The organism is Ancylomarina sp. YFZ004, assembly GCF_054254355.1.
Genome location: NZ_JBTCHQ010000008.1, coordinates 40851 through 65952, shown reverse-complemented (window position 1 = coordinate 65952; position 25102 = coordinate 40851). Strand labels below are relative to the sequence as shown.

The window sequence follows — 25102 nt, the reverse complement described above, 5'->3', positions numbered from 1 at the left end:
TTGATTTTATATGGGATGATCAGTAGACTAATTATAAAAAACGCATGCAACTTGGGGAAGTTACATGCGTTTAAGTTCTATAATTAAATATTTACTATTGGGGAATGATCGCTTTAATTTAGGAAAACTATTTTTTTGAGTTCATCCCATTTAATGATACTGAATTCTTCAGAAGACGTGAAGATGAGTATGCCCGCATTTTTATCGGACACATCAGCTTGATCGCCTAAGAATAACTTTTCACCACTTTTAAGTATTACTGCAGCATAATCATTTGCCATAGGTTGTATGCTTTCAATGTTTCTAAAAGGAATAGAAAATTTGATATCATCATTATAACCATTCAATAGTTCAGAATCCATGGCTTCATCTAAGTCATAAGCAATAACTCCTTCGAGCTCTTGGCCAGTTTTGGTGAAAACTTTGCCATAAAGTCTCTCGCTACTTGGGAATGAGGTATCGCATAGTGACTCCGGGGTTTTCTCGTCAAGTATTTCAAATGAAATGAAATGTTTCCAATGAAAATCGGCTCTCCCTATATTGGGTAGATTTACAATTATTCCTTTGTTACTAGAATTGACATCATTCGTTCCATAAAGTTCTATTTCTCTACCCGAGGCAAGTTTTACGAGACATGTGTTTTCCCGTTTAGTGATGCTTTTAATTTTTCGGAAAGGTATTTTAAAGTCACCATCAGAGGATTTTCCATCTAATTTATCATCTAATAATCGTTCATCGTGATCCCATTGAACAAAGCCTTTAAATACACCTTGTGTGGTAGTTAGTTTGCCATAAATACCTTGACCAAAAGAATCAGATGTTTTTTGTGCTGGACGGAAAAATTTGATAACATCTATTTTATTCCAATTCAAACTAAGCAAACCCAATTCTATATCTAAAATTGAGATTCTGGCGTTGATATCATTCGAACCTCCCCTTAAATTAATGTATTTCTCTGATTTGAGTTCTAAATTTACACTTTCTCTTCCCGTGATGGTTATGGATTTGATATCTCCAAATCGGCATTGGAATTTTCTTGCTAAATAGTTTGTATTCTGTCTTTTGTTCTTGACAGAAATATTGATCCAATCTTTATTGTTAGATCGTGAAGATGATTTGTAGTCGGTTTTGAAATTCGATTTGTTTAAATATTTGATATAGGGGTTTGATGTTTTTTCAGAATTAAAGATATCTGATAAGAACACTTCTTCATCTCCCCATCTGATAGGACCTTCAAAAGTTTTCCCATTAATAGTGGTAATGCTTCCGTAAAGCATGCACTCGTTTTGTGCTGATACGGGATTAATGACGGCATTGGATCCGACCAATAGAAATATTAAAACGAAAAACTGATACCAAGATTGAATTTGCAGATATTTTCTCATTGTAAGCAAGCGTTAAAATTCATATTGCTTATAAAACGAATAGTATTCTGAAAAGTTACATGTCAATCGTAATAAAAAGACAATTTTAAAAAGAATGAAGTTATTTTCTGAAATGTGTATCTATGAGATTTTTTAAGACCAATAGATAATGTTTAGATATTTTGTTTTTTTCTAAATAAAATTTGAATGTTTTTAGTGTTTTCAGCAGGGGTATATATTTGAATTAATTCCCAATCCTTATTATAGTCTGCTATTGTTTTTTTTAGTTTATAAATTTTCAACAAATCTTCAGTAATACCATCTTTTATATCCTTGTCGTTAACTTCCCAAGGGAAAGATTCTAAACGGTATTGGAATTTGAGATTTTTCTTGCCAATTTTCACTTCAATTTCTGCAAGTTCAGTTCCAATGTCAAAAGGTATGGGGATGCATAATTCTCTCATGGCTTGTTTTATTAAGTGTCCTTTTATCTGTTGAATTATAATTCTATTCATATTTAATTGCCATGGCAGGATCAGCTTCAGCTGCCTTATACGATTGCCATGAAACGGTGAAAAGACCAATAATGAGTGAAATGATCAGTGTTAATATAAAAATCCATGCATGGATATATATTCGATAAGGAAAATCTTGCAACCAGGTATTTAGTGCCCAGTAGGCTATTGGGATGGCAATGAGATTTGCTATAATTATAAGTTTGAAAAACTCTCGTGTTAATAGATAGACAATATTACCAGTTGATGCTCCTAGTACCTTTCTTATACCAAGTTCTTTTGTTCGTTGTTCGGCCATGAATGATGATAAGCCAAATAATCCCATTGAAGCAATTAAGATGCTAATAACTGAAAAAATAATAAACATGAGAGTTAAGCGTTCCTCAGTTTCAAATCTTGTATTTATTTTATCATCTAAAAAGAAATGATTAAACGAATGATTTGGACTAAATGTATGCCAGGTTTTTTCGATGTAAGCTAGTGTTTCACTCCGTTTATGTTGCTTTATTTTAATATGTATCATTCTTCTATATTCAGGCGATTCTGAAATAAACAGACTGAGTGGTTCTATGGCCATACTTAGTGTTTGGTAATGAAAATCACTAATGACTCCTATGACTTTTCCTTCTCTAATATCTTTATGTTCTCCAATAGAGACCCCAAATTGTAGTTTCTTACCAATAGCATTAACTCCCCAATTAAATTTTTGGCTGGCTGATTGGTTAACGATAAAAGCAGCTGTCGAATCTGTTTTTATGTCCTTACTGAATGCTCTACCTTGCATCAGTTTAAGCTTCATTAAATCGATGTAGTCGAAGTCGATTACATTAAAGTTTAAGGCATACTCTTTCATGTCACCTGCGTCTTCATATAGATGGACCGTTTTTGAATTTGAAAAACCAATTAGAAAGGTTGATGTTGCTACAGCTTCAATATTCAGATTATTTTTGAGTTCAGCTTTAAACTCATTTATATTGACTTGCATTGAAGAGTCTAGAATAGGGGCAACAATAATATTCTCTTTGTTGAATCCCATGTCCTTATTTTTAAGAAAAAAGAGTTGTGAAATGACAATGATTGTTCCACTTATCATGATGGCTGAGACAGTAAACTGACAGATAACGAGAATTTGTCTTAAAAGTTTATTACCACCACGAATTTTCCCGGTGCCTTTAAGTATATGTGCTGGCTGAAAAGTTGATAGATAAAAAGCAGGATAAGATCCGGAAATAATACCAAGAATAAATGCTATTGTAATAAGAAATAAAAAAACATCGGGTGTTTCATAGATACTTAAAACCAGATCTTTATTGGTAATCATATTGAATAAAGGAAGAATTAATTCGACACTAATAATTGCTATAATTAGTGCTGAGAATGTCAGACTTAAACTTTCCAAAAGAAATAAACGAATAATACTCTCTTTGTGAGCTCCAACAACTTTGCGCATCCCAACTTCTTTGGCTCGTTTGCTCGATCTGGCAGTAGCCATATTCATGTAATTGATACCTGCAATAGTAAGGATGAATAGAGCAATAGCAAACAGAATGTAGATGTATTTAATATTACCTGTTGGTGCATCCCAATTCAAATCTGACTTTAAATGTATATCGGCTATTTTTTGAAGAACAATCTTAAAATCAATTCCTAGTTGATCTCCAAATTTCTTCATATACTTTTCGTAATAGAGAGGGAATTTATTTTCGACGCTAGCAATGTTTGCATTTTCTTTGAGAAGAATAAACGTATAAATACTAAAACTCCAAAAAGCCTCTGATTCAAGGGAATTAAAGTATTCTTCCTTGTCACGTTCAACAAGAGTACTTATTGAAAAAAGAATATTAAATTTAAAATGAGAATTAGAGGGGATATCTTTAAAGATGCCCTTGACTGTAAATTTGTGAGTGTCATCAACTAGAATGATTTTACCGATGGGATCTTCCTTACCAAAATATTTATTAGCCAATGTCTGATTAATTATGACAGAGTTTGGTTCTGTTAATACTTTTTTCGGATCTCCTTGAATCAATTTATAAGTGAAGATGTCGAAAAGACTCGAATCTGTATAGGCAATACGCTCTTCATAAAAGTCTTTATCTTTATATTTTATTTGTTGTTTGCCAGATGGTATGAATCGAACATATTCTTCAACCTCTGGAAAATATTCTTTGAAGGTAGGCCCCATAGGTAAAGCTGACGGTGCTATTCGGTCTTGCTTACCATTGAGAATAAAATCAGATCCAATTCTATAAATACGATCGTGTTTTAGATTGTATTTATCGTAGGAATACTCATCACGAATAAATAGAGTGATTAAAATTGTACAGATTAATCCTATGGACAATCCTGCCATATTGATAGCAGAATAGAACTTATTTCGAGAAATATTTCTGATAATTGTTATAAAGAAATTCTTGAGCATAGGATAAGCTTTTTTTTATTCCATATTTATTCTTGTTTTTTAAGGCGTTTATAATTTATGCCTCAAGTTTTCAGTTACAATATGTCCATCGAACAGCTGTATGATTCGATGAGAACGATCGGCATCAGAAGGAGAGTGAGTTACCATAACAATTGTTGTTCCTCCCTCATTAAGTTGTGTTAGTAAATTCATGACTTCTTCTCCATTAGCTGAGTCGAGATTACCGGTTGGTTCATCGGCCAGAATCAATTTTGGGTTTGTTATCACTGCTCGAGCTATAGCTGCTCTTTGTTGTTGTCCTCCTGATAATTGTTGAGGGAAATGCTTGGCTCTATGTGCAATTTTCATTCGATCTAATGCTTCGTTAACTCGTTTTTTTCGTTCAGAGCTCGAAACTTTCATATAGAGTAATGGAAGTTCTATATTTTCGTAAATGGTCAGTTCTTCAATCAAATTAAAACTTTGAAAAACAAAACCAATATTTTCTTTACGAAGGTTGGTTCGTTGACGTTCACTATAGCCATCAACTTGTGCATCATTAAAAAATAATTCACCACTTGTTGGGTTATCTAATAGTCCTAATATATTTAGGAGAGTTGATTTTCCACAACCAGAAGGTCCCATGATAGCAACAAATTCTCCTTCATTTATTTCCAAATTCACATTATTCAGAGCTGTGGTTTCCACCTCGTTTGCTCTGAATTTTTTCATTAAGTTATTTGTTTTTATCATGATGTATATAAGTTCAAATTTTGAAAATAATGATGTTTGCTATTTAAGCTTATTCGTACCTAATAGCCTTTATTGGTGTTATTGATGATATTTTATAGCTCTGATAAAAAACGGTAATAAAAGCGATTAGTATAGATAATAAACCAGCTCCTAAAAAATCAAGCCATGAAATATGTATTCGATATGCAAAACCTGCTAACCACCATTGCATGACAAAGTAGGCAATTGGCCAAGCAATTAAGTTAGCTAATAAAATCCACCTCAAAAAACGATAAAGAAATGATTTGAAGAGGTGATGAAACTCAGCGCCAAAAACTTTCCGAATTCCCATTTCCCTATATTTCTGTTCTATAATGTATGATGATAAACCAAATAATCCAAGTGACGATATAATTATGGCAATTAGAGTGAAAGATATAAATATCGAATTCATGCGGGATTCTGCCTTATATAGATAAGAAAAGTCGTCTCGTAAAAGACGATGCGAAAAAGGTATTTTAGGATAATACTTTTTCCAGGTCTCACTAATTTTATTGATAATGGGTTGTTCATTACCATCAGTTTTAATTGCGATATATTTAAATTCATCAGATATGATGAGCATTATCAATGGTTTAACCCCGACTTGTAAGCTGTTAAAATTGAAGTTTTTAACAATGCCAATAACTTCACAGTCATATTCCCATATTTTAACTTTATGACCAATGGTATATTTCATTTTCATTGCAGAAGCTGCAGCTTCGTTTATAATAAGTTTTAAACTGTCAGCCCCTTGTTTCGATGAAAATGCTCGACCATGAATAACTTCCATTTCAAAAGTTTCAATAAAATCATAATCAACAAAACTTAATTGAAACAGAGTGTTATCGGTATCTTTAGATTTACCATTCCAAGTCACATCAGATGTTGCGTTTGAAAAATTAATAGGCATCTGGTTTGCTGCAGTTACCTTAAGTACTCCAGGTATTTTAATTAGGTTTTCTTTTAAATGTGCATAGTGCTCATGGAAATCGTCCATCATTTCAATGTAAATGATGTTATCTTTTTGGTAACCAATGTCTTTATCTTGGAGGTAGTCTAATTGTCTGTAGATGATGCTTGTGCAAATAATCAATCCAATTGAGATAGTAAATTGGATAATAACCATCAGTTTGCGGAATAAATGTGAATCTCTATAAAGTTTGCCTTTTAGGATCCTTATTGGTTTAAAAGATGACAGATATAGAGCAGGGTAGCTACCCGAAATAAAACCTGTGAACAAAACGATAGCTGCAAAGGATAATAATAGTGTCGGGTCTGAAAATGTCAAGGATAGATCCCTTTGTGTTAATTCCTTAAAGAAAGGAAGAAGCAATTCCACTAATACGATTGCGAATCCAAAAGCAAGTAGGCTAATGAATATTGACTCGGCCATGAATAAGGCAAAAAGACCTCTTTTATGTGCACCTACCACTTTTCTGACGGCCACCTCTCTAGCTCTACGTTCAGAACGTGCTGTAGACAGATTCATATAATTGAAACAAGCAATCAAAAGAATAATAAAAGCAACTAAAGCAAAAGCCCTGACATAAAATATGGGACTAAGTTTTTTTCCACTAATCGAATGCAAGTGATTGTCTGTGAATGGTTGAAGAGCTAAATCTGCATAGGAATGTTCCAGATTTTGTTTGACATACGGCTTAATAACAGTTTCCAAACTTGGAATAAAGGTCTTTTTCTTAACTTGAATGAGAGTACGAAAAGCATGCGAATCCCAGTTGTTAATATTGAAACCCCAATTTTCTTTTATGAAATTGAATGGCAATAAATAATCGAAATAGAACGAAGAATTCTTTGGAGAATCTTTAAGTACGGCACTAACATGATAGTCAATATTTGAATTTATTTTGATGATTTTCCCTAAGGGATTATTTTCACCGAAATATTTCTTAGACATTTTCTCGGTAATAACAATGGATCTCTCATCGGGCATTACCAAGTTTGGGTCTCCAAGTAAAATAGGGAAACTGAACATTTTGAAGAAATCTGAATCTACACATAAACCAGAATCTTCAACAAATGTTGATCCTCCTGTCGTTAGTATTAATTTTCCCCAAGTACTTGATATACGTGTTGCTTTATCAATTTCGGAGATATCTTCTTTTAGTTTTTCGGCAAGTGGAGCTGGGGTTGAATATACGGTGAATATTTCTCCATCAGCATATGTGTTTTTTTCGTAAACACTATATATATGACTCTTATTTTCGTGAAATGAATCAAAGCTAAGTTCATACTGGACCCAAAGTAAAATAAGTAAGCTACAAGTTATTCCTGTAGCTAAACCTAAAATATTGATCAGAGAGTACCCTTTTTGAAGATATAACTTCCTGAAAACAGTATTTAGAAATATTTTGAGCATTAAGTATTTTGTTTGATATATAAGTAGTTAAAGAGAATGTTAATTCGAGTTTTGAACTTCGAATATAATCGACTTTTCCTAGTCTATATAGAGATTTTTACGACATTAAAATAGCATTAATTTTTATTAATAAATGTTATTGATAAAAGAGTATAATTGATTTTTCATTCATTCAGTTCTAAGTCTTTATTAGCCAAATGTTAGATTAATTCACTCAAGATATAATCGAATTTTCGAGTGGGGTTGAATATCTTATATATTATGTATTAGCTATATTTGTGCCAAAGACTGTTATGTGCTGTATGTTAGCTTGTTGTTTGATTTGCATATCTATTGTAGTTGGCTGAATATGATCGGTTTTAGAACAGGTCTTGTACGAAATCGTACAATTAAATTTTGATTTCGATTTTTTTCATCTACCTTAATGTTCGATTTTGAACACAATAAATCAAAAAAAAATAATGAAATGCTTTGGACTCGCTATTGTTGAAGATTAAAGCTGTCAAGATATAAAAACAAAAAACATGAGTAAAATTGGAAAAATTTTAGCGATTGATGATAATGAGGATATCTTGTTCTCTTTGAAGCTGCTTTTGAAACAACACGTTGAACTAATACACACAGAATCGGATCCTGAATTGATTCCAAAGTTGATGAAACAAGAAACTTATGATGTGATTCTTTTGGATATGAATTTCACAAAAGATGCGATAAGTGGGCAGGAAGGTTATCATTGGTTGAATCGAATCATTGAACTTGATCCTCGTGCAGTGGTTCTTTTTATTACTGCCTATGGAGATGTCGAGAAATCTGTAAAAGCAATAAAAGCTGGAGCAACTGATTTTATTTTGAAGCCTTGGCAAAACGAAAAGTTGATGGCAACTATTTCTTCAGCTATTAAACTTAGAAAATCGAAGGAGGAGGTGACTCAACTAAAAACCAAGCAGAAAGAGTTAAATGCAGTACTTGATCAGCCATTTAATGATTTTATTGGTGTGTCTCCTGAGATGCAAACTGTTTTTAGTACGATTCAGAAGGTAGCAGTTACTGATGCTAATGTTTTAATTCTCGGAGAAAATGGAACAGGTAAGGAGTTAGTTGCCAGAGCTCTTCATCGTAACTCGGCGAGAAAGGATGAGGTTTTTATTAGTGTAGACCTAGGATCTATTAATGAAAATTTGTTTGAGAGCGAATTATTTGGCCATGTAAAAGGTGCTTTTACAGATGCCAGAACAGATCGCCCAGGCCGTTTTGAAATTGCATCAGGAGGAACTCTTTTCCTCGATGAAATTGGAAATCTTTCTTTACCAATGCAGGCAAAATTGCTTACAGTTCTTGAAAGACGTGAAGTAATACGAGTAGGGTCGAATAAGCCTATTCCAATTGATATTCGATTGATTTGTGCAACCAATATGCCTATTCTTCAGATGGTTGCTGAGGAAAATTACAGACAGGATTTATTATATAGAGTAAATACGGTAGAGATTAGTTTACCTACACTAGGCGAACGATATGAAGATATTCCGTTATTGGCAGAACACTTCTTGCAAATTTATGCAAAGAAATATAAGAAGAATTTTGGAACACTTTCTAAAGCTTGTATTAATAAATTATATGATTATTCATGGCCAGGGAATGTGCGTGAACTTCAACATTTAATGGAACGTGCAGTTATTATGGCTGATGATAATAATTTACAACCAAGCGATTTCCAAATTAATCCAGGGCATACACAACAAGGAGATGTTGAGCTGGATAGTTATAATCTGGAAGAAGTGGAAAAGAATATCATTCAGAAAGTATTAAAAACCAATCAGGGAAATATTTCTAAAGCAGCCGGAGAACTTGGTTTAACTAGAACGTCCTTGTATCGAAGACTAGAAAAATATGGTTTATAAAAGTTTCAGACTTAATTTTATTTTAAGGATCATAGCGCTTTCTGCGACAATTTTTCTATTTGCTTTTGTTCTGTCAAAAAATAATTATTTTACGACAGCAAGCCTTATTTTTCTCGTTATTATCTATCAGATATATGAGATGATTAAGTATGTAGAAAAAACGAATAGACTGCTTAAGAATTTCTTGGAATCGATACGTTATTCCGATTTTACTAGAAATTTTAAGGTGCAAGGCTTGGGAAGTTCCTTCGATAAATTACAAGAGTCATTTAATGCTGTTATTTCTGATTTCCAGAAGATAAGGGCTGAGAAAGAAGAGCACTATTTTTATTTGCAGACCGTTATTCAGCATATTGGAATTTCATTAATTGCATTCCATCGAGATGGTGCAGTTGAGATGATAAATAATGCTTCTAAGAAACTGTTTCAAGTTAGTAACCTTACTAAAATTCAAGATCTGGAGGCTTTTAGTCCCGAGTTCGTTGAAGCACTTCTCAAACTTAAACATGGAGAGAATACCCTGATTAAGGTTAATGATAATGATGATATTCTGCAATTGGCAATTTATGCTACTGAATTTAAAATAAACGACAGGCAAGTTATCTTGGTGTCAATAAAGAACATTCAGTACGAGTTAGAGGAGCAGGAGATTGAATCATGGCAGAAACTGATTCGGGTTTTAACTCATGAAATCATGAATTCTATTACGCCTATCTCATCTTTATCTAATACGCTTACGACAATTCTTGATGATTTTGGAGTGAACAATATGAGTAAGTTTGATGAGCATGATCAGGAAACCATTACGGAAGTAAAGATGGCCTTAGCTACAATTCAGAAACGGAGCTCAGGTTTATTACACTTTGTTGATACTTATAGGAATCTAACGAAAATACCTAACCCAAGTTTTAGTATTTTTCCGGTTAAGCAGCTTTTTGATAACATTTATATGTTGATGAAAGAGGAAATGAAGAGACGTAATATTGAGTGTGTTATTGATATTGAACCTGAGTCTATTGAACTTTCTGCCGATGAACGATTGATAGAGCAAGTTTTGATTAATCTCATAAAAAATTCGATTCATGCGCTTGATCACACAGAAAATCCCAAACTTAAATTGCGTGCTTATTTAAATAAGAGAGGACGTATTTCTATTCAGCTTACTGATAATGGGCAAGGGATTATAAAAGAGGTCCTAGATAAAGTTTTTATTCCATTCTTTACCACTAAACCTAAGGGGTCGGGAATTGGTTTGGCACTTTCTAAGCAAATACTTCGTTTGCATGGTGGAACGATAACCGCTCATTCTGTACCTGATGAAAAGACGACTTTTACTTTAACCTTTTAAGTTATAGTAGAATTAATTTGTGAAGTTATTACACAAAGAATAAAGGCAAGTGAGATTAATTTCACTTGCCTTTATTCATTTCCATCCAAAAGTTATAATTGAATTTGAAATATTATTGATTATCTTAATGTTTTGTGTGTCAGGATAAAAATAGATTATATTTATTAATCATTAATATTGAAGAGATGGAGAAAAAGAACAAAATAATTTATTGGATGGCAACAGGCTTGTTGTCAGCCATGATGTTAATGTCAGCCTCAATGTATATTTTCAATTACGAGATGGTAGGTCAAACTTTTGCCAGCTTGGGATTTCCGATTTATATTATTTATCCTCTAGCAATTGCAAAAATATTAGGTGTTATTGCTATTCTTTCAAGGAAATCGAAGTTTCTTAAGGAATGGGCTTATGCAGGTTTCTTTTTTGATTTTGTTTTAGCCTTGTCGGCACATTGGGTTGCTAACGATGGTGAATTTGTTTCCGCTTTTGTTGCTATATTATTGTTGATGGTTTCATATAGATATGATGCAAAGACCTTCGCTTAAATTATTCTAAGAGCTAATTGTATAAAAAAAGGTTGGCATGGAGCCAACCTTTATTTTAAAAAAAAAGCTATCTATTATAAATTTTCAGGGAATTCCTTCAAGTTATTTTGATATATTTTCATTCCTGTTTTTGGATCATAATTTGAACTTGGACCTGCAATACAGCCACCTTCACATGCCATAACTTCGATGAAATTACCACTGGTTTTACCTGTCTTTGCAAAAGCTTTAAGCATGTTAATTTTCTTTTTATCTAAGCCGTTTACAATAACGGGCTTGATATTAACATATGGTTTTATCTCAAGAACAGATTGAGCAACTCCACCACTGGCAGCATAGGCACGACCATGGTTTTTAATACTTCTGTCAAGTTCTATTGGGTTACCATCAATATTGATATTCCATCCTGCAAATAAACCTGAAAGCTCTTCAAATGTCATCACATAATCAACATTGGGATCTTCCATTCCTTCACGACGCTTTGCAATACATGGACCTATAAATATGAACTTGCCATTAGGATATTGTTTTTTAGCCAATTCAGCTGCGTAATACATTGGACTTTTTGTATGTGATACATACTGCTCCATGTTTGGTATATGTTTTTTTACAGCTGAAACATAAGCAGGACAACATGAGGTTGTCATAAATGGAGCCTTATTTTCTAGACGTTCTAGTAGTTCATCAGCCTCATTTACGGTTGTTACATTGGCACCTTTTGCAACTTCAATCACATCGTGGAAACCCAATTCTTTGATGGCGCCAATAACATTTTCAGTTTTATATTTGAATTGACCATACAGAGCGGGTGCAACCAAGGCGATTGTTTCTTGCTCTGATTTAAGTGACTTCATCACGTCAATGATTTGAGAGTTCTCCATAATTGATCCAAAAGGACAGGCTGTGATACATTTTCCACAGTCAATACATTTGTCTTCATCGATTTGCTCTTTACCATGCTCGTTTTTAGTGATAGCGCCTACGGGGCAAGCATTTTCACAAGGTACTGGCATGTAGATGATTGAATGATATGGACAAACATTCATACAAATTCCACAATTGATACAGCTTTTTGGATCAATTTGTGCTTGGCCATTTGCATTCCAACTCACAGCTTCTTTAGGGCAGTTCATCATGCATGGATGAGCAACACAACCTTTACATAGGTTGGTTACGATATATGAATTCTGAACGCATGATGTACAAGCTTCATCTACTACGGTTAATATTTTTTCAATTGGCTTTTCACGCTGCATAGCCTCTGTTGCATATTCAGCTAAAGTTTTAAGTTCATCACGATCTTCTTTAAGTTCGCAACCTAGTAATGGAATTAATTTTTCTTTAATTATTACTCTTTCTTTGAAAATACAACAGCGATCAGAGTAATCTCTGTTGCGAGGAGCCATTTCCAGAGGGACTCTATCAATGTTTGTAATAAGCTTTTCTTCGTTAAAGAGTTCAGCCATATTGGCTACTAAATCTCTTCGGATAATCATGGTATTATCAACGTAAGCCATATATTGGTATTTAGATGTACTAGTTAGATTGATTTTGACGCCGCAAAAGTAGATATAATATGTTTTTTTTTAGTGAAATATTTATATGTTATTTAATTATATTTTTGTGAAATTTAGTTTAACAAAAAAAGCTCGGATGAATCATCCGAGCTTTGTATGCCAATTATTTGATTTTGTATCGTTTTTATTTCTTTTCGACAGCCTTTAAACCGAGCTCTTCTCCTTTTTTGAGCATAAATTGATAGGCATCTTCATAGTTGTTTTGAATTTCCCCATCGAGGATGGCATCTTTTATTGCTGTTTTGATATCACCAATAACACGTGATGGAGAAAGATTGAATGTGCTGATAATCTCTTCACCGGTGATTGGAGGTTGGAAATTACGAATGGTATCTTTTTCTTCAACCTCTTTTAATTTCTGTCGGACCAATTGGAAGTTGTCAAGAAACTTTTTGACCTTAGCTTCATTTTTCGAAGTGATATCAGCCTCGCATAGAAGCATCAATTCGTCAATATCATCACCTGCATCGAAAAGTAAACGGCGAATAGCAGAATCGGTTACAAGTTCTTGTGCTAAAACGATAGGGCGCATATGTAAGGAAACCATTTTTTGAACGAATTTCATTTTTTCATTCAAAGGCAGCTTCATATTCTTGAATATTTTTGGAACCATTTTCTCACCAATAAAATTGTGAGCATGGAAAGTCCAGCCAATACCTTTTACAAATTTTTTGGTCTTAGGTTTTGCAATATCGTGAAGTAAAGCTGACCAACGTAACCACAAATTGTCAGAATGGCAGCATAAATTATCGAGTACTTCAAGGGTATGATAGAAGTTGTCTTTGTGACTGATGCCATTTCGAGTTTCTCTACCTTTAAGTTTCTGGAATTCTGGAAAGATGATATCAAGCAAGCCTGATTCATCCAATAGTTTAAACCCGATTGAAGGCTTAGGTGACATTACAATTTTATTCATCTCCTCAATAACTCTTTCTTGAGAGATGATATGTATTCTATCTTTATTGGTTTTAATCGCTTCGAAAGTCACATCAGAAATTTTGAAATCTAATTGTGTTGCAAAACGAATCGCACGCATCATTCTAAGCGGATCATCCGAGAAGGTGATCAAAGGATCCATAGGTGTTTTTATGATCTTGTGCTGAAGATCCTCAACGCCACCAAAAGGGTCAAGTAATTCACCGAAATTGTCTTTGTGTAAGCTTAAAGCCATGGCGTTAATAGTGAAATCCCTTCGTTTTTGGTCGTCATCCAAAGTTCCATCTTCAACAATAGGGTTACGTGATTCTCTTTGGTAGGATTCCTTTCGAGCCCCAACAAATTCAATCTCACAACCTTTATATTTCAGCATGGCTGTACCATAGCTTTTAAAAATAGAAACTTTGGTGTTACCAGCTTTTGCAGCTACTTTCTTCGCTAGTTCAATGCCGCTACCTATCACAACAACATCAATATCTTTCGATCCTCTTTCAAGAAAAAGATCCCTAACAAAACCTCCAATAACATAGGATTCAAGATTCTCTTTAGTGACAATTTCTGATAGTATAGGGAATATAGGGTGTGTTAAAAATCTCTTCACGTTCTTTTCTTGTTTGTATATCAATACGGGAGTTTCAATTCAGTTTATAAACTCTTTAGGCTCCACGAAGAGACAAAATTACAATTATTTAGGATGATTCTAAAATATAAAGAAAAATAATATGCGGTCAGATGGAAGACTTAATTGATTTTTCTAGGTGAATCGTTGTTTAGATCATTTTATACGGCATTTTGTCAGTTTTTAGCTGATTTTAACTTTTGGCATACCAATTGATATGTAAGAATCTATATATTTGTATTTTAAACTTTGTAATTATGGTAGAACATTTAACATTAGCATCTTTCAAGGAAAAGGTGTTTGATTTCGAAAATAATAAGGATTGGAAATTTGAAGGTAATAAGCCTTGTATAATTGATTTTTACGCCGATTGGTGTGGACCTTGTAAAACAGTTGCCCCTATTCTTGAGGAATTGAAGAAAGAGTATGGCGAAAAACTAGAAATTTATAAGATTAATACAGAAGATGAAAAAGAGTTGTCATCTGTCTTTGGTATTCAGAGTATACCTTCACTCTTATTTGTTCCACAAGAAGGACAACCTCAAATGGCACAAGGTGCTCTTTCAAAAGAATCTTTTAAACAAGCTTTCCAAGATGTTTTGGGTGTGAGTGAATAAGCTTTGAAAACGAGATTATTCATGTATATTTGAGTTTCAACATTAAATCAGACTATTATGAGAACATTTATAAAATCAGCCTTTCTACTTAGTTTTGTATTGCTAAGCCTTACAAGCTTTTCACAATCAAAAGTAATTGCTTTGGATGATGAAGGATTTAAAGAAAAAGTTTTTGACTTTGTGAAAGAAAAGGAATGGGTATTTAAAGGTGATAAACCTGTAATAGTCGATTTTTATGCGACTTGGTGTGGTCCTTGTAAAAGAGTAGCGCCTATTTTGGAAGAGTTACAAGAGGAGTATGGCGATGCCATTCAAATTTATAAGGTCGATACAGATAAAGCTAGAGGAGTTTCAGCTGCATTTGGTATCACAAGTATACCTTCCTTCCTATTTATTCCTGCCAAAGGACAACCTCAGATGGCAAAAGGGGCTTTTCCTAAAGCAACATTTGTGAAAGCTCTAACTGAGGTTATGGGTGTAAAGGAAGTGACTAAAGAAAAATAGAAGATTGTTAAGTCTTTAAATGTGAGAGCACCCAATACAATTGGGTGCTTTTTTTGTATCTAATACTTTTAGATACGATCACACATTCCTTGTATCTTTGTTGATAATCATAAGTTTAAGTCATTCTGTTTTGAAATGAACTAAGACTTGTATTTTAAGGAAATCAAATTACCTTTGCGCACTAATAACAGTGGGGTGCCTTAAATAAACGGGCTGAGATTATACCCTAAGGAACAGATTTATTTCGGTTTCTTACACCTGATCCGGATAATGCCGGCGTAGGGAATTGCGAAAATACGATTCGCCTGATATCTCATCTTAAGAACCTCATTGCAATATTTTTTTATCGAATGCTGATCATTCAGCCTAAAAAAACTTTATTGTAATGTCTACAAACAAATTCAATTCATTTTTTACCAAAGTAGTTTTACTACTTGTATTCCAATTCTTCTGTTTTGCAGGATTCTCTCAAATAACGCTTACAGGGAGAGTTTTAAATCAGGATGGAGATCCACTTCCGGGTGCAGCAGTTGTTATCAAAGGAAGTATACATGGTGTCTCTACAAATGCAGATGGAGAATATCAATTTGAAAACCTAAAGTCAGGTTCTTATGAGCTTATTGCAAGTTTTTTAGCTTTTGAGTCTCAAACACAAGAGATTGATCTTAAATCAAATTTAACTCTGGATTTTGTCCTAGAATACTCTGCAATACTTGCAAATGAGGTGTTGGTTTCGGCTACTCGTGCTGATGCGAAAACGCCGGTTGTTGTAACTAATGTAAGTAAGGAAGAGCTGAATAAAAGAAATTTAGGTCAAGATATCCCAATGCTATTATCCTTAACGCCATCATTTGTTACTTCTTCCGATGCTGGTGCAGGAGTTGGTTATACTGGTTTTAGAATTCGTGGATCGGATGCCAATCGTATTAACGTAACTGTTGATGGAATTCCATTGAATGATTCAGAATCACATGGTGTGTATTGGGTAAACATGCCTGACTTTACTTCATCTTTAGATGATATTCAAATTCAGCGTGGTGTGGGTACATCGACTAGTGGTGCTGGTGCTTTTGGTGCTAGCATCAACATGCAAACACAAAATGTGAACACGCAGCCATATGCCGGAATTTCAAGCTCGGCGGGTTCATTCAATACTTTTAAGAATACGCTTAAGCTTGGAACAGGTTTAAAGAAAGGTTTTGCTTTCGATACCCGTTTATCAAAAATCACGTCTGATGGTTTTATCGATAGAGCTAGTTCAAATCTGCAATCGGCTTATTTTTCTGCAGGATATTATGGTGACAGAACAAGTGTAAAGGCTAATGTAATTGTAGGTAAAGAAAAAACATATCAAGCTTGGAATGGCATACCGAAAGTACATTTAGAGAACGATGAAGCAGGTATGCAGCGTTATGCTGATCACGGTTTGGTAAGTCAGGAAGTTGTGGATCATATGATGACTTCTGATTCTCGTACTTATAATCAGTATACTTACAAGAATGAAACTGATAATTACTGGCAGAAGCATTACCGTTTATTCTTAACACACTTGTTTAAGGATAATACGAAGTTCAATATGGCTTTCCATTATACACAAGGTGAAGGCTATTATGAGCAGTTTAAGAAAAATGATAAGCTTAAGAAGTATGGTTTGGCTCCCATTGTAATTGGAGGTGAAACAATAGAGAAAACCGATATTATTCGTCGTAAATGGTTGGATAATGATTTTTACGGAACGGTGCTTTCTTTTTCGAAGAAAATGGAGGGACTTGATTTAGTTGCTGGTGGTGGCTGGAATAAATACGATGGTGATCATTTTGGTGAAATTCGCTGGATGAAGAATGCAGGTGATACATTCTTAGGCGATAAATACTACGACAATAAAGGGACTAAGGAAGAATATAATGCTTACGTAAAAGCGAATGTTGCTGTTGGTTATTACTTGAGCTTGTATGCCGATATGCAATTGAGAGGGATTGATTATAAAATCAATGGTACTGACTCTGATTTAAGAGACGTTAGTCAGAAACATGATTTCTTATTCTTTAACCCTAAATTTGGTTTGAATTATGAAATCAATAAGAATCACCGTCTTTTCGCTTCATTTGCTATAGCTAATCGTGAACCTAATCGAAGTAATTATACCGATGCTAAACCTGGTAATGTGCCTACAAGTGAGCGTTTGTTTGATTACGAACTAACTTATAAGATGTCGAAAGAAAACTTCTTATTCGAAGCAAATTTATTCTATATGGATTATAAAGATCAGTTAGTTCTTACTGGTGAGATTAATGATGTTGGTGGAGCTGTAATGGTCAACGTTGATAAATCATATCGAATGGGTGTTGAGTTGAGTGCAGCAACAAATATCACAGAGTCATTTTCATGGAAAGGAAATTTGTCTTTGAGTGAAAATAAGATTAAAAACTTTGTTGAGCATGTTGATAATTGGGACAACTGGGAAACTGGCGAGCAAACGATTAATGATTTAGGAACAACTGATTTGGCTTTTTCACCAAATGTAACGGCTAATTCAATCTTTTCGTATAATAAATCAGGATTCGGCATGCAGTTTATTTCTCAATATGTAGGTAAGCAGTATATTGATAATTCATCGAATAATGACAGAAGTCTTGATGCTTATACGGTATCAAATTTGAATTTCTCTTACGAATTCAAACCTAAGTTTGCTGAAAGTTTAAAATTCAATATTTTAGTAAATAATGTATTTAATGCCGAATATGAGTCGAATGCATGGGTTTATTCTTACATTTCTGGAGGCGAGCGTTTTGCTATGGATGGTTATTTCCCTCAAGCAGGAGCTAACTTTATGGCAGGTTTAAGCCTTACTTTTTAAGAAGAATAATTTATAAAATACTTCAACCAAGCTGAGAGTTTACTTTCAGCTTGGTTATATATATAAAAACGATGTTAGATTGGATTAGCGCAAATATTATTGAGATAATAGGAACTCTTTCGGGGTTTATATTTCTGTATTTAGAGATAAAGCAAAATAAATGGCTTTGGCCTGTTGGCTTATTTTCTGCACTGATGTATATCTATGTGTTTTTTATGGCTAAGTTTTATGCCGATATGGGGCTGCAGTTTTACTATGTCTTTATTAGTATTTATGGCTGGTTTCATTGGTCACGATCGAAAGGTCAGGATGTAAAGCAACTACCTGTTGTCAATTTAGGTAGGCGTCTGTTTTTTAAACTATTACTAGCAAGTTTATTCATCTATATCGCCATTTCTTTTATTTTGGTGAACTATACTGATTCCCCAATACCTTACTGGGATTCTTTTACAACTGCTTTAAGTATTATAGCCACCTGGATGCTAGCGAAAAAGATCCTTGAGCAATGGTTGGTATGGGTGATTGTAGATGCTGTTTCTATGGGCCTATATCTTTATAAAGAATTGTACCCAACTGCCATTCTGTTTGCCTTTTATTCGGTCTTGGCTTTGTATGGCTATATTCAGTGGAAAAAAGACATGGTAAAGTCTAAAGCATTCTAAAGCAATTCGCTACTTTTGTGACTCATAAGTTTAAAGGATAAAAAATGAGATCAAAATCAGCAGTTATATTGGCCAATGGTAGTTTTCCAATAAATGATATTCCTTTAAATATCCTAAAAACATCGGAGTGTATCGTATGTTGCGATGGAGCCATTAATAAGTTGGAAACTGCTGGTATAAAAGCTCATGCTATTGTAGGCGATTTAGATTCACTTTCCAACGATTTAAAAAGAAAGTACAAAGACATCATCCATCATTATTCAAATCAGGATACCAATGATTTAACTAAAGCAGTGAATTGGTGTTTGACTAATAAATACAATGATATTACCATTGTGGGTGCTACTGGCGAACGTGATGATCATATGATAGGCAATATCTTTCTCCTACCATCTTACACTAAAAAGATGAAAGTTAAAATGCTGACCGATTATGGTACGTTTACACCGATAATACGCTCCAGAAACTTCGATAGCTATATTGGTCAACAAATTTCAATCTTCTCACCAGAATCAGAAACGACTATTACTACTGCTAATTTACGCTACGAACTCACCAATCAGAAACTTGAAATGCTATGGCAAGGGACCTTAAATGAATCAATGGGGGATAGCTTTCGTATCGATTTCGAAGGTAATTCTCTAATTGTGTATCAGGAGTATGGAAAATAATTTTAATAGAGGATTCTGCATTGCCCGTTTTTACTATGATGAATAGAATTTCAATAACTTGACAGGTTTGACAGATCATAATATGGGGAAAATTAAATATATTTAGATCATTACTAATTTATTTAAAAGAATATTATGAAGAAAACTTTAGTTGTTATTTGTGTTCTGATAGCTTCTTGTAGTTTTGCACAAGATATTAAACTTGGTGCAAAAGGAGGTCTAAATATTGCGGACTTTGTTGGCGACGATACAGGAGGTAACGATGCCGTTACAAAATTATATTTTGGTGGTTATATTAATTCTCCAATAACAGAAAGATTATCTTTTCAACCAGAGTTATTAATTTCATTTCAAGGGACAGAAATTAAAGATGATTATTCTGGAGAGTCTGCAAAAATTAATACAAGTTATCTTAATATACCATTATTGGTGAAGATGGATCTTGGATCTAATGATTTTGTGAGTCTATACGCTGGGCCACAACTTGGTATATTGTTAGATGCAGAAGTTGAGATAGATGGTGACTCTGATGACATCGAAGATGAGATGAATAGTATTCAATTAGGCATAAACTTAGGGATTTCATTAAATGTGACTGAAGAGGTTGCTATTGATTTCAGATACAATAGAGGTTTATCTAAGGCTTTTGATGGTGAAGGGAAATTATTTTCTTCTGTAATTCAGATAGGAGCTTCTTTTTCATTCTAATTTTTGTAGAGCCGTAACTTATAAACCTCTAAGTATTATGTTCCCTTATAGGTTCTTTTTCATCTTGGCAAAGCTGTAGCTCTCCCATCTTTAGATTCTTATATCATCTCATCCTCAAATCTTCACATCTTCTCTTAACACATTTTAACTCTCATTAAATAAACTATCTTTGCGGCAAATATAAATTTTTAAGCAATTGCTATGAACCGCAACAACTATCTATTCCTTATTCTTCTATTTTTTTGCAGCACAAGCCTATTATCTGCACAATCAACAGAAGAGAAAAAGCCCATTAAAGTGAAATTTGGTGGCTATGTACATTCTCTATTTACCTATGACACCCGTCAGACAGTTAGTGCACGTGAAGGCTTTATTCTACTATATCCAAAAGATGAACTTATGGATGATAATGGTAAAGACATTAACAAAGGCAGTGTGTATAATATGGCTGTTATTCAGTCTCGTGTAAATGCAAAAATTACTGGACCAGATATCTTAGGTGCAAAAACCAATGGTTTATTGGAAGCTGAGTGGATTGGAAATGCAGAATCGGATGTAAACGGTATGCGTTTGCGTCATGCTTTTGTGAATTTGAATTGGGGTAAGACTTCTTTATTGGTAGGTCAAACATGGTCACCACTTTTTGTTGCTGAGGTATTTCCAGCTACTGTTGGAGCCAATGCAGGTTTACCATTTAAGCCTTTCGCTCGTAACCCTCAAGTTCGTTTAACTCATAAAACAAAGAATTGGAAGTTTTTGGCAGCCTTAGCTTCCGAGCGTGATTATACCAGTACGGGTCCTAATGGTTCAAGCAACCAATATTTGAGAAATGCAGGTTTACCAATCATGCAAGCTCAGATACATTATTATGCAGGAAAGCATTTAATTGGAGCTAGTGCAGAGTTTAAAAACATTAAGCCAACATTGGTAACGCCAAGTGGATATAAGGCTGATGAAACGCTTTCTTCATGGGCTTTAATGGGTTATTTCAAGTTGGATTTTAAGCCTCTTACTTTTAAAGCACAGGCAACTTACGGATCAAATATGACTGATGCTTTGATGTTAGGTGGATATGCGGCTAAAAGCTTAAATTCTGTAACTAATGAAGCATCTTATACACCAATTAAAGTGTTAGGTACTTGGGCCGACTTATCATACCAGAAGAATGACTATACATTTGGAGTATTGGCAGGTTACTCTAAGAACTATGGAGCAGATGATAAAGTTGTTCCAGGTATGATTTATAGCCGTAGTCAGAATATTGGAGAGTTGTACCGTATAGCTCCTCGAGTATGTAAGAAAATCAACAACCTTAAAGTTGAGCTTGAAGCTGAATATACGGCTGCAGCTTACGCTAATCTAGGTGGTATGAATGAGAAAGCAGAAGTTATCAGCTCACATTGGGTTGGAAATACTCGTATTTCAGTAGGATTATACTATTTCTTCTAAGAAGAAGTAACAAATATATTAAGGAAGCTTTACTGATGAGAATCGGTGAAGCTTTTTTTTATTCCGGATAATCGAGTTAATTGTTTATTTGCTGGCTAAGTTGATAAGCAAATCTTTATATTTTTCACTAATGATTTTACTGCTACAAGAGTAATTGTTGATGATAAGACTAATGGCGATTTGCTGTCCATCTTTTTTTGTCAATAGACCAGAATAGGAACGAACACCTGTCATGCTTCCCGTTTTCGCTTTGAAGTTACCTGCTAGTATACTTTGTTTTCCAAAACTCTTTAGCGTGCCATTTTTACCCGCTATTGATAGGGAATTGAAAAAAGTCTTAGCATTTTCACTTTTATTCATTTGAGTCAATATTTGATTCAAGGCTTTTACTGAGATAGCATTAAAATGAGATAGACCACTGCCATCAAATAGAAACAAAGCATTTGAGTCAACTCCCCTTGATTGCCAAAACTCTTTTACAGCCTCGATACCTGATAGCCAACTTGCTTCATTTTTTTTTGTCATTCCAATTTGAAATAATAAATGATCAGCAAAAAGGTTGATGCTTTTTTGATTGGTTACTGCTATAATTTCTGATAGGGGAGGTGAGTTAAATTGGACTAATGTTTTTTGAGTTTTAGTCTTAAATACTTGTTCTTTTATTGGAATTCCACCAGCATGAAGAACTTTTCTTAAATCTGAAAGCAGTACAAGTTCTGGTTTAGAAATCGCACCTTTAACTTTAAAGTCAGATCGGTATTGAGGAATCGTTCCTTCAATAAGCCTTTGTTCACTTGTTGTTCCACCAAAAATGTAAGCTCTGTCTTTATTGATTGTAGAACTCAATACCTCATTGGAGAAACTAATCCCATTTTGTTTGCTGTCAATCTTTTTTATCTCTGTGAGTTTACCAGCTTCTTTTGATTCAAAATGTAGGGTGTAGGTATTGTCCTTATAGCTTATAGGATGAGGAATGGCTCCATAATAGTTGCCAATATCTTCCCATATCCATGTTCGTGGAATTGAGCTTTTGAAGTAGTGATTATCAACTATAAGCTTACCATTAATCTGAGAAATCCCGTTATTTTTCAGCTCTTTATATATTGTAGATATAAAGCGATTGTTCTTAGGGAAATATTTTGAAGCCAAAGTAGGATCCCCATAGCCTTTGATGACGAGATTACCCATTAATATGCCGTTTTTATCAATTCGACCTGTGATAAAAACATCAGTTCTAAATTGAAAATCAGCACCTAAAATTTCGATAGCCGCAGCCGTTGTAACAAGCTTTTGAGTAGAAGCAGGCGTTAAACTTTTTTCTGATTGATGTTCAGCTAGAATCTCACCAGTTTCCAAATCCCGAATCTCAATACCAATACTGGCAGATTTAAAAATCTCTTGCTCCACAAAATGATCAACTATCTTTTGATCGCTAGATCTTTGTGCAAATAGAGAGAAGTTCATGAATGTAATTAGGACAAAGAAGCCTAATTTGGATATAAAATGATTCATATTGAATTGAGTCTAGTACGATAAAATATCAAGTGCTAAAATAGAGATAATCATAAATCATAGATCTGTAATCTAAACGATTTTAGTCTTCCATTTCATTTAGAATATTTTCAACTTCCTTTTCGGTATTGTGTAGTTTTTCTTTGCAAATTTTCAGAAGCTCTGATACACGCTTCACTTTATCGGAAAGTTGGTCCACATCCAATTCCTCATTTTCTATTGCCTGAATCGTTTCTTCAATTTCAGTGATGGCTTCGCGGTAGTTTATTTTCTTTTTAGGCATGATATTTATTATTTGTGATTTCTGAATTTGGATTGATGATTCTATGAGTGATAAAGGACTATTTTTTTATGCGTTTAATTTGACTCTCAACACTTCCTTTGGCAAATTTAGTCTCAATGATATCGTCTTCTTTTAGTTGGCTAATATCTTTTATTATCTTCCCATTGCTAAGTGTTAAGGTGTAGCCCTTTTTCAGAATGTTTTCAGGATCTGCATATTTTGCACTTTGTTCGAAAAGCTCAAGCTGGTGCTTGTGTTTATTGAAGAATCTTCTACTGACATTTCTTTGTTTTAGAACAAATCGATTTAAACTCATTTGTTCCATGTCAAGCTGATGCTTAATACTTAACTTTAAATCGAATGTGAAAGATTGAAGTTGATGTTTTGAATTACGCAAAAGACTTTTACCAGAAGTAATAATACTTTGGCTGAGCATATCTAATTGGTTGTTCTTACTCGCAAGAATTTGATGAACAAGTGGTGTGAATTTTTGAGATAGCTGTTGAAGTCGATCTGACGATTCCATTAGAATATCTTGTACACCAGCTAAGAAATTTTCCTGTAAACCTTCGTGATAAGATTCACATTCATCGAAACAATCGATTAAGAATTCAGCAGCAGCAGTTGGTGTTTTTACTTTTACATTAGCGACCATATCTACAACACTCTCATCACGTTCATGACCAATTCCCGAGATAACTGGCAAAGGAAATTGTGCAATATTTTGAGCTAAATCATACTTGTCGAAACAATTTAGATCGGAAGTTGAACCTCCACCACGGATGATAACTACCACATCAAAAACATCCTCGTAAGCGTATATTTTCTCCAGTGTGTCAATAATCGAAACTTCAGCCTGATTACCCTGCATAATAGCAGGAAAAAGTTTGTGATGAAATTGAAAGCCTTGTGAATTATTCTCCAACTGATCAACAAAGTCTTCATAACCAGCTGCTGTTGGCGATGAAATAAGAGCTATTGTTTTTGGGATTTCTGGAAACAGAAGATCTCTGTTCATATCGAAGACACCTTCTTGTTTCAACTTATCGATGACCTCTTTTTTTCTTCGAGCCATATCTCCCAAAGTATAAGTTGGGTCAATATCTTTAATATTTAGGCTATAGCCATATATCTCTTGAAATTCTACCGTAACTTTTATTAAAACCTTAATGCCAGAACTTAGTGCTTGTCCAGTGCTCGTCTTAAAATAGGGATTAAGCATTCTAAAGGTATAAGCCCATATGGTAGCACGAGCTTTCGCAGTAATTTGATCCGTGTTCTTGTCTTTTTCGATCAGCTCTAAATAGCAATGTCCTGGTTGAGTTTGTCTTAGTTCAGATATTTCAGCAACGACCCATATCTCATCCGAAAAGGCATCGGATAAATGCGATTTAACTTGATTGTTTAGTTGATATAAGGATATGCCTTTCACAGATTGGATTTTTATTGTTGATTGATTCGGTTTACGCACTACTTTACAAAGTA

Annotated in this window: 20 protein-coding genes; 10 read left to right on the top strand and 10 right to left on the bottom strand. The window is 34.1% G+C overall.

Translation table 11 applies throughout. The annotated features are described in order from the left end of the window. Nucleotides 1-113: 113 nt before the first annotated feature. From ACXR6G_RS13275 to ACXR6G_RS13255, 5 genes are all read right to left on the bottom strand, one after another. Nucleotides 114-1385, bottom strand: a complete 1272-nt coding sequence (locus ACXR6G_RS13275; RefSeq protein ID WP_458361920.1) for a hypothetical protein — start codon at nt 1383-1385, stop codon at nt 114-116. A gap of 152 nt (nt 1386-1537) precedes the next feature. Beyond that, nucleotides 1538-1879: a hypothetical protein gene (locus ACXR6G_RS13270; RefSeq protein ID WP_458361919.1), complete on the bottom strand. Its 342-nt coding sequence runs from the start codon at nt 1877-1879 to the stop codon at nt 1538-1540. Continuing rightward, nucleotides 1872-4301, bottom strand: coding sequence for an ABC transporter permease (locus tag ACXR6G_RS13265; RefSeq protein WP_458361918.1), 2430 nt, complete (start codon nt 4299-4301; stop codon nt 1872-1874). Before ACXR6G_RS13265 ends, ACXR6G_RS13270 begins: the two co-directional genes overlap by 8 nt. 48 nt (nt 4302-4349) lie before the next feature. Continuing rightward, the gene (locus ACXR6G_RS13260; RefSeq protein ID WP_458361917.1) at nt 4350-5012 is read right to left on the bottom strand and encodes an ABC transporter ATP-binding protein; all 663 of its coding nucleotides are present in this window, start codon (nt 5010-5012) and stop codon (nt 4350-4352) included. A gap of 70 nt (nt 5013-5082) precedes the next feature. Continuing rightward, nucleotides 5083-7431 carry an ABC transporter permease gene (locus ACXR6G_RS13255; RefSeq protein WP_458361916.1) on the bottom strand — a complete coding sequence of 783 codons (2349 nt, stop codon included), beginning with the start codon at nt 7429-7431 and terminating at the stop codon, nt 5083-5085. A 524-nt stretch (nt 7432-7955) separates the two neighbouring features. On the opposite strand from ACXR6G_RS13255, the gene ACXR6G_RS13250 reads away from it, so the two are divergent. The 3 genes from ACXR6G_RS13250 to ACXR6G_RS13240 all read left to right on the top strand — a co-directional run bounded on the left by ACXR6G_RS13250 (nt 7956) and on the right by ACXR6G_RS13240 (nt 11222). Then, nucleotides 7956-9329 carry a sigma-54-dependent transcriptional regulator gene (locus ACXR6G_RS13250; protein WP_458361915.1) on the top strand — a complete coding sequence of 458 codons (1374 nt, stop codon included), beginning with the start codon at nt 7956-7958 and terminating at the stop codon, nt 9327-9329. Between the two features lie 139 nt (nt 9330-9468). After that, a complete protein-coding gene (locus tag ACXR6G_RS13245) occupies nt 9469-10677 on the top strand; it encodes a sensor histidine kinase (RefSeq protein WP_458361914.1) in 1209 nt (402 codons plus the stop codon). 185 nt (nt 10678-10862) lie between these two features. Further along, nucleotides 10863-11222, top strand: coding sequence for a DoxX family protein (locus ACXR6G_RS13240; RefSeq protein WP_458361913.1), 360 nt, complete (start codon nt 10863-10865; stop codon nt 11220-11222). A 74-nt stretch (nt 11223-11296) separates the two neighbouring features. Here the strand turns inward: ACXR6G_RS13240 and ACXR6G_RS13235 are convergent, their stop codons facing one another. Together ACXR6G_RS13235 and ACXR6G_RS13230 are read right to left on the bottom strand one after the other, a co-directional pair. Next, complete coding sequence (locus ACXR6G_RS13235; protein WP_458361912.1) at nt 11297-12739, bottom strand: monomeric [FeFe] hydrogenase; 1443 nt, start codon at nt 12737-12739, stop codon at nt 11297-11299. A gap of 184 nt (nt 12740-12923) precedes the next feature. Then, on the bottom strand, nt 12924-14336 hold the full coding sequence (locus ACXR6G_RS13230) for a CCA tRNA nucleotidyltransferase (protein WP_458361911.1): 1413 nt from the start codon (nt 14334-14336) through the stop codon (nt 12924-12926). Nucleotides 14337-14611: 275 nt separating this feature from the next. Between ACXR6G_RS13230 and trxA (ACXR6G_RS13225) the strand changes: the two genes are divergently transcribed. The 7 genes from trxA (ACXR6G_RS13225) to ACXR6G_RS13195 all read left to right on the top strand — a co-directional run bounded on the left by trxA (ACXR6G_RS13225) (nt 14612) and on the right by ACXR6G_RS13195 (nt 21822). Continuing rightward, nucleotides 14612-14971, top strand: a complete 360-nt coding sequence (trxA, locus tag ACXR6G_RS13225) for a thioredoxin (RefSeq protein WP_458361910.1) — start codon at nt 14612-14614, stop codon at nt 14969-14971. Nucleotides 14972-15028: 57 nt separating this feature from the next. Then, a complete protein-coding gene (gene trxA / locus ACXR6G_RS13220) occupies nt 15029-15475 on the top strand; it encodes a thioredoxin (RefSeq protein ID WP_458361909.1) in 447 nt (148 codons plus the stop codon). A 385-nt stretch (nt 15476-15860) separates the two neighbouring features. Next, nucleotides 15861-18332 carry a TonB-dependent receptor gene (locus tag ACXR6G_RS13215; RefSeq protein ID WP_458361908.1) on the top strand — a complete coding sequence of 824 codons (2472 nt, stop codon included), beginning with the start codon at nt 15861-15863 and terminating at the stop codon, nt 18330-18332. A gap of 71 nt (nt 18333-18403) precedes the next feature. Continuing rightward, on the top strand, nt 18404-18994 hold the full coding sequence (gene pnuC / locus ACXR6G_RS13210) for a nicotinamide riboside transporter PnuC (RefSeq protein ID WP_458361907.1): 591 nt from the start codon (nt 18404-18406) through the stop codon (nt 18992-18994). 44 nt (nt 18995-19038) lie between these two features. Next, on the top strand, nt 19039-19665 hold the full coding sequence (locus ACXR6G_RS13205; RefSeq protein WP_458361906.1) for a thiamine diphosphokinase: 627 nt from the start codon (nt 19039-19041) through the stop codon (nt 19663-19665). A gap of 135 nt (nt 19666-19800) precedes the next feature. Continuing rightward, complete coding sequence (locus tag ACXR6G_RS13200) at nt 19801-20373, top strand: porin family protein (RefSeq protein ID WP_458361905.1); 573 nt, start codon at nt 19801-19803, stop codon at nt 20371-20373. A 201-nt stretch (nt 20374-20574) separates the two neighbouring features. Then, a complete protein-coding gene (locus tag ACXR6G_RS13195) occupies nt 20575-21822 on the top strand; it encodes a hypothetical protein (protein ID WP_458361904.1) in 1248 nt (415 codons plus the stop codon). Nucleotides 21823-21906: 84 nt separating this feature from the next. On the opposite strand, the gene dacB is transcribed toward ACXR6G_RS13195, so the two are convergent. The 3 genes from dacB to xseA all read right to left on the bottom strand — a co-directional run bounded on the left by dacB (nt 21907) and on the right by xseA (nt 25049). Continuing rightward, nucleotides 21907-23334, bottom strand: a complete 1428-nt coding sequence (gene dacB / locus ACXR6G_RS13190; RefSeq protein WP_458361903.1) for a D-alanyl-D-alanine carboxypeptidase/D-alanyl-D-alanine endopeptidase — start codon at nt 23332-23334, stop codon at nt 21907-21909. Nucleotides 23335-23416: 82 nt separating this feature from the next. Continuing rightward, nucleotides 23417-23617 carry an exodeoxyribonuclease VII small subunit gene (gene xseB / locus ACXR6G_RS13185; RefSeq protein WP_458361902.1) on the bottom strand — a complete coding sequence of 67 codons (201 nt, stop codon included), beginning with the start codon at nt 23615-23617 and terminating at the stop codon, nt 23417-23419. 58 nt (nt 23618-23675) lie between these two features. Then, entirely contained in the window at nt 23676-25049 is a 1374-nt protein-coding gene (gene xseA, locus ACXR6G_RS13180; RefSeq protein WP_458361901.1) for an exodeoxyribonuclease VII large subunit, read from the bottom strand. Between the last annotated feature and the right edge of the window lie 53 nt (nt 25050-25102).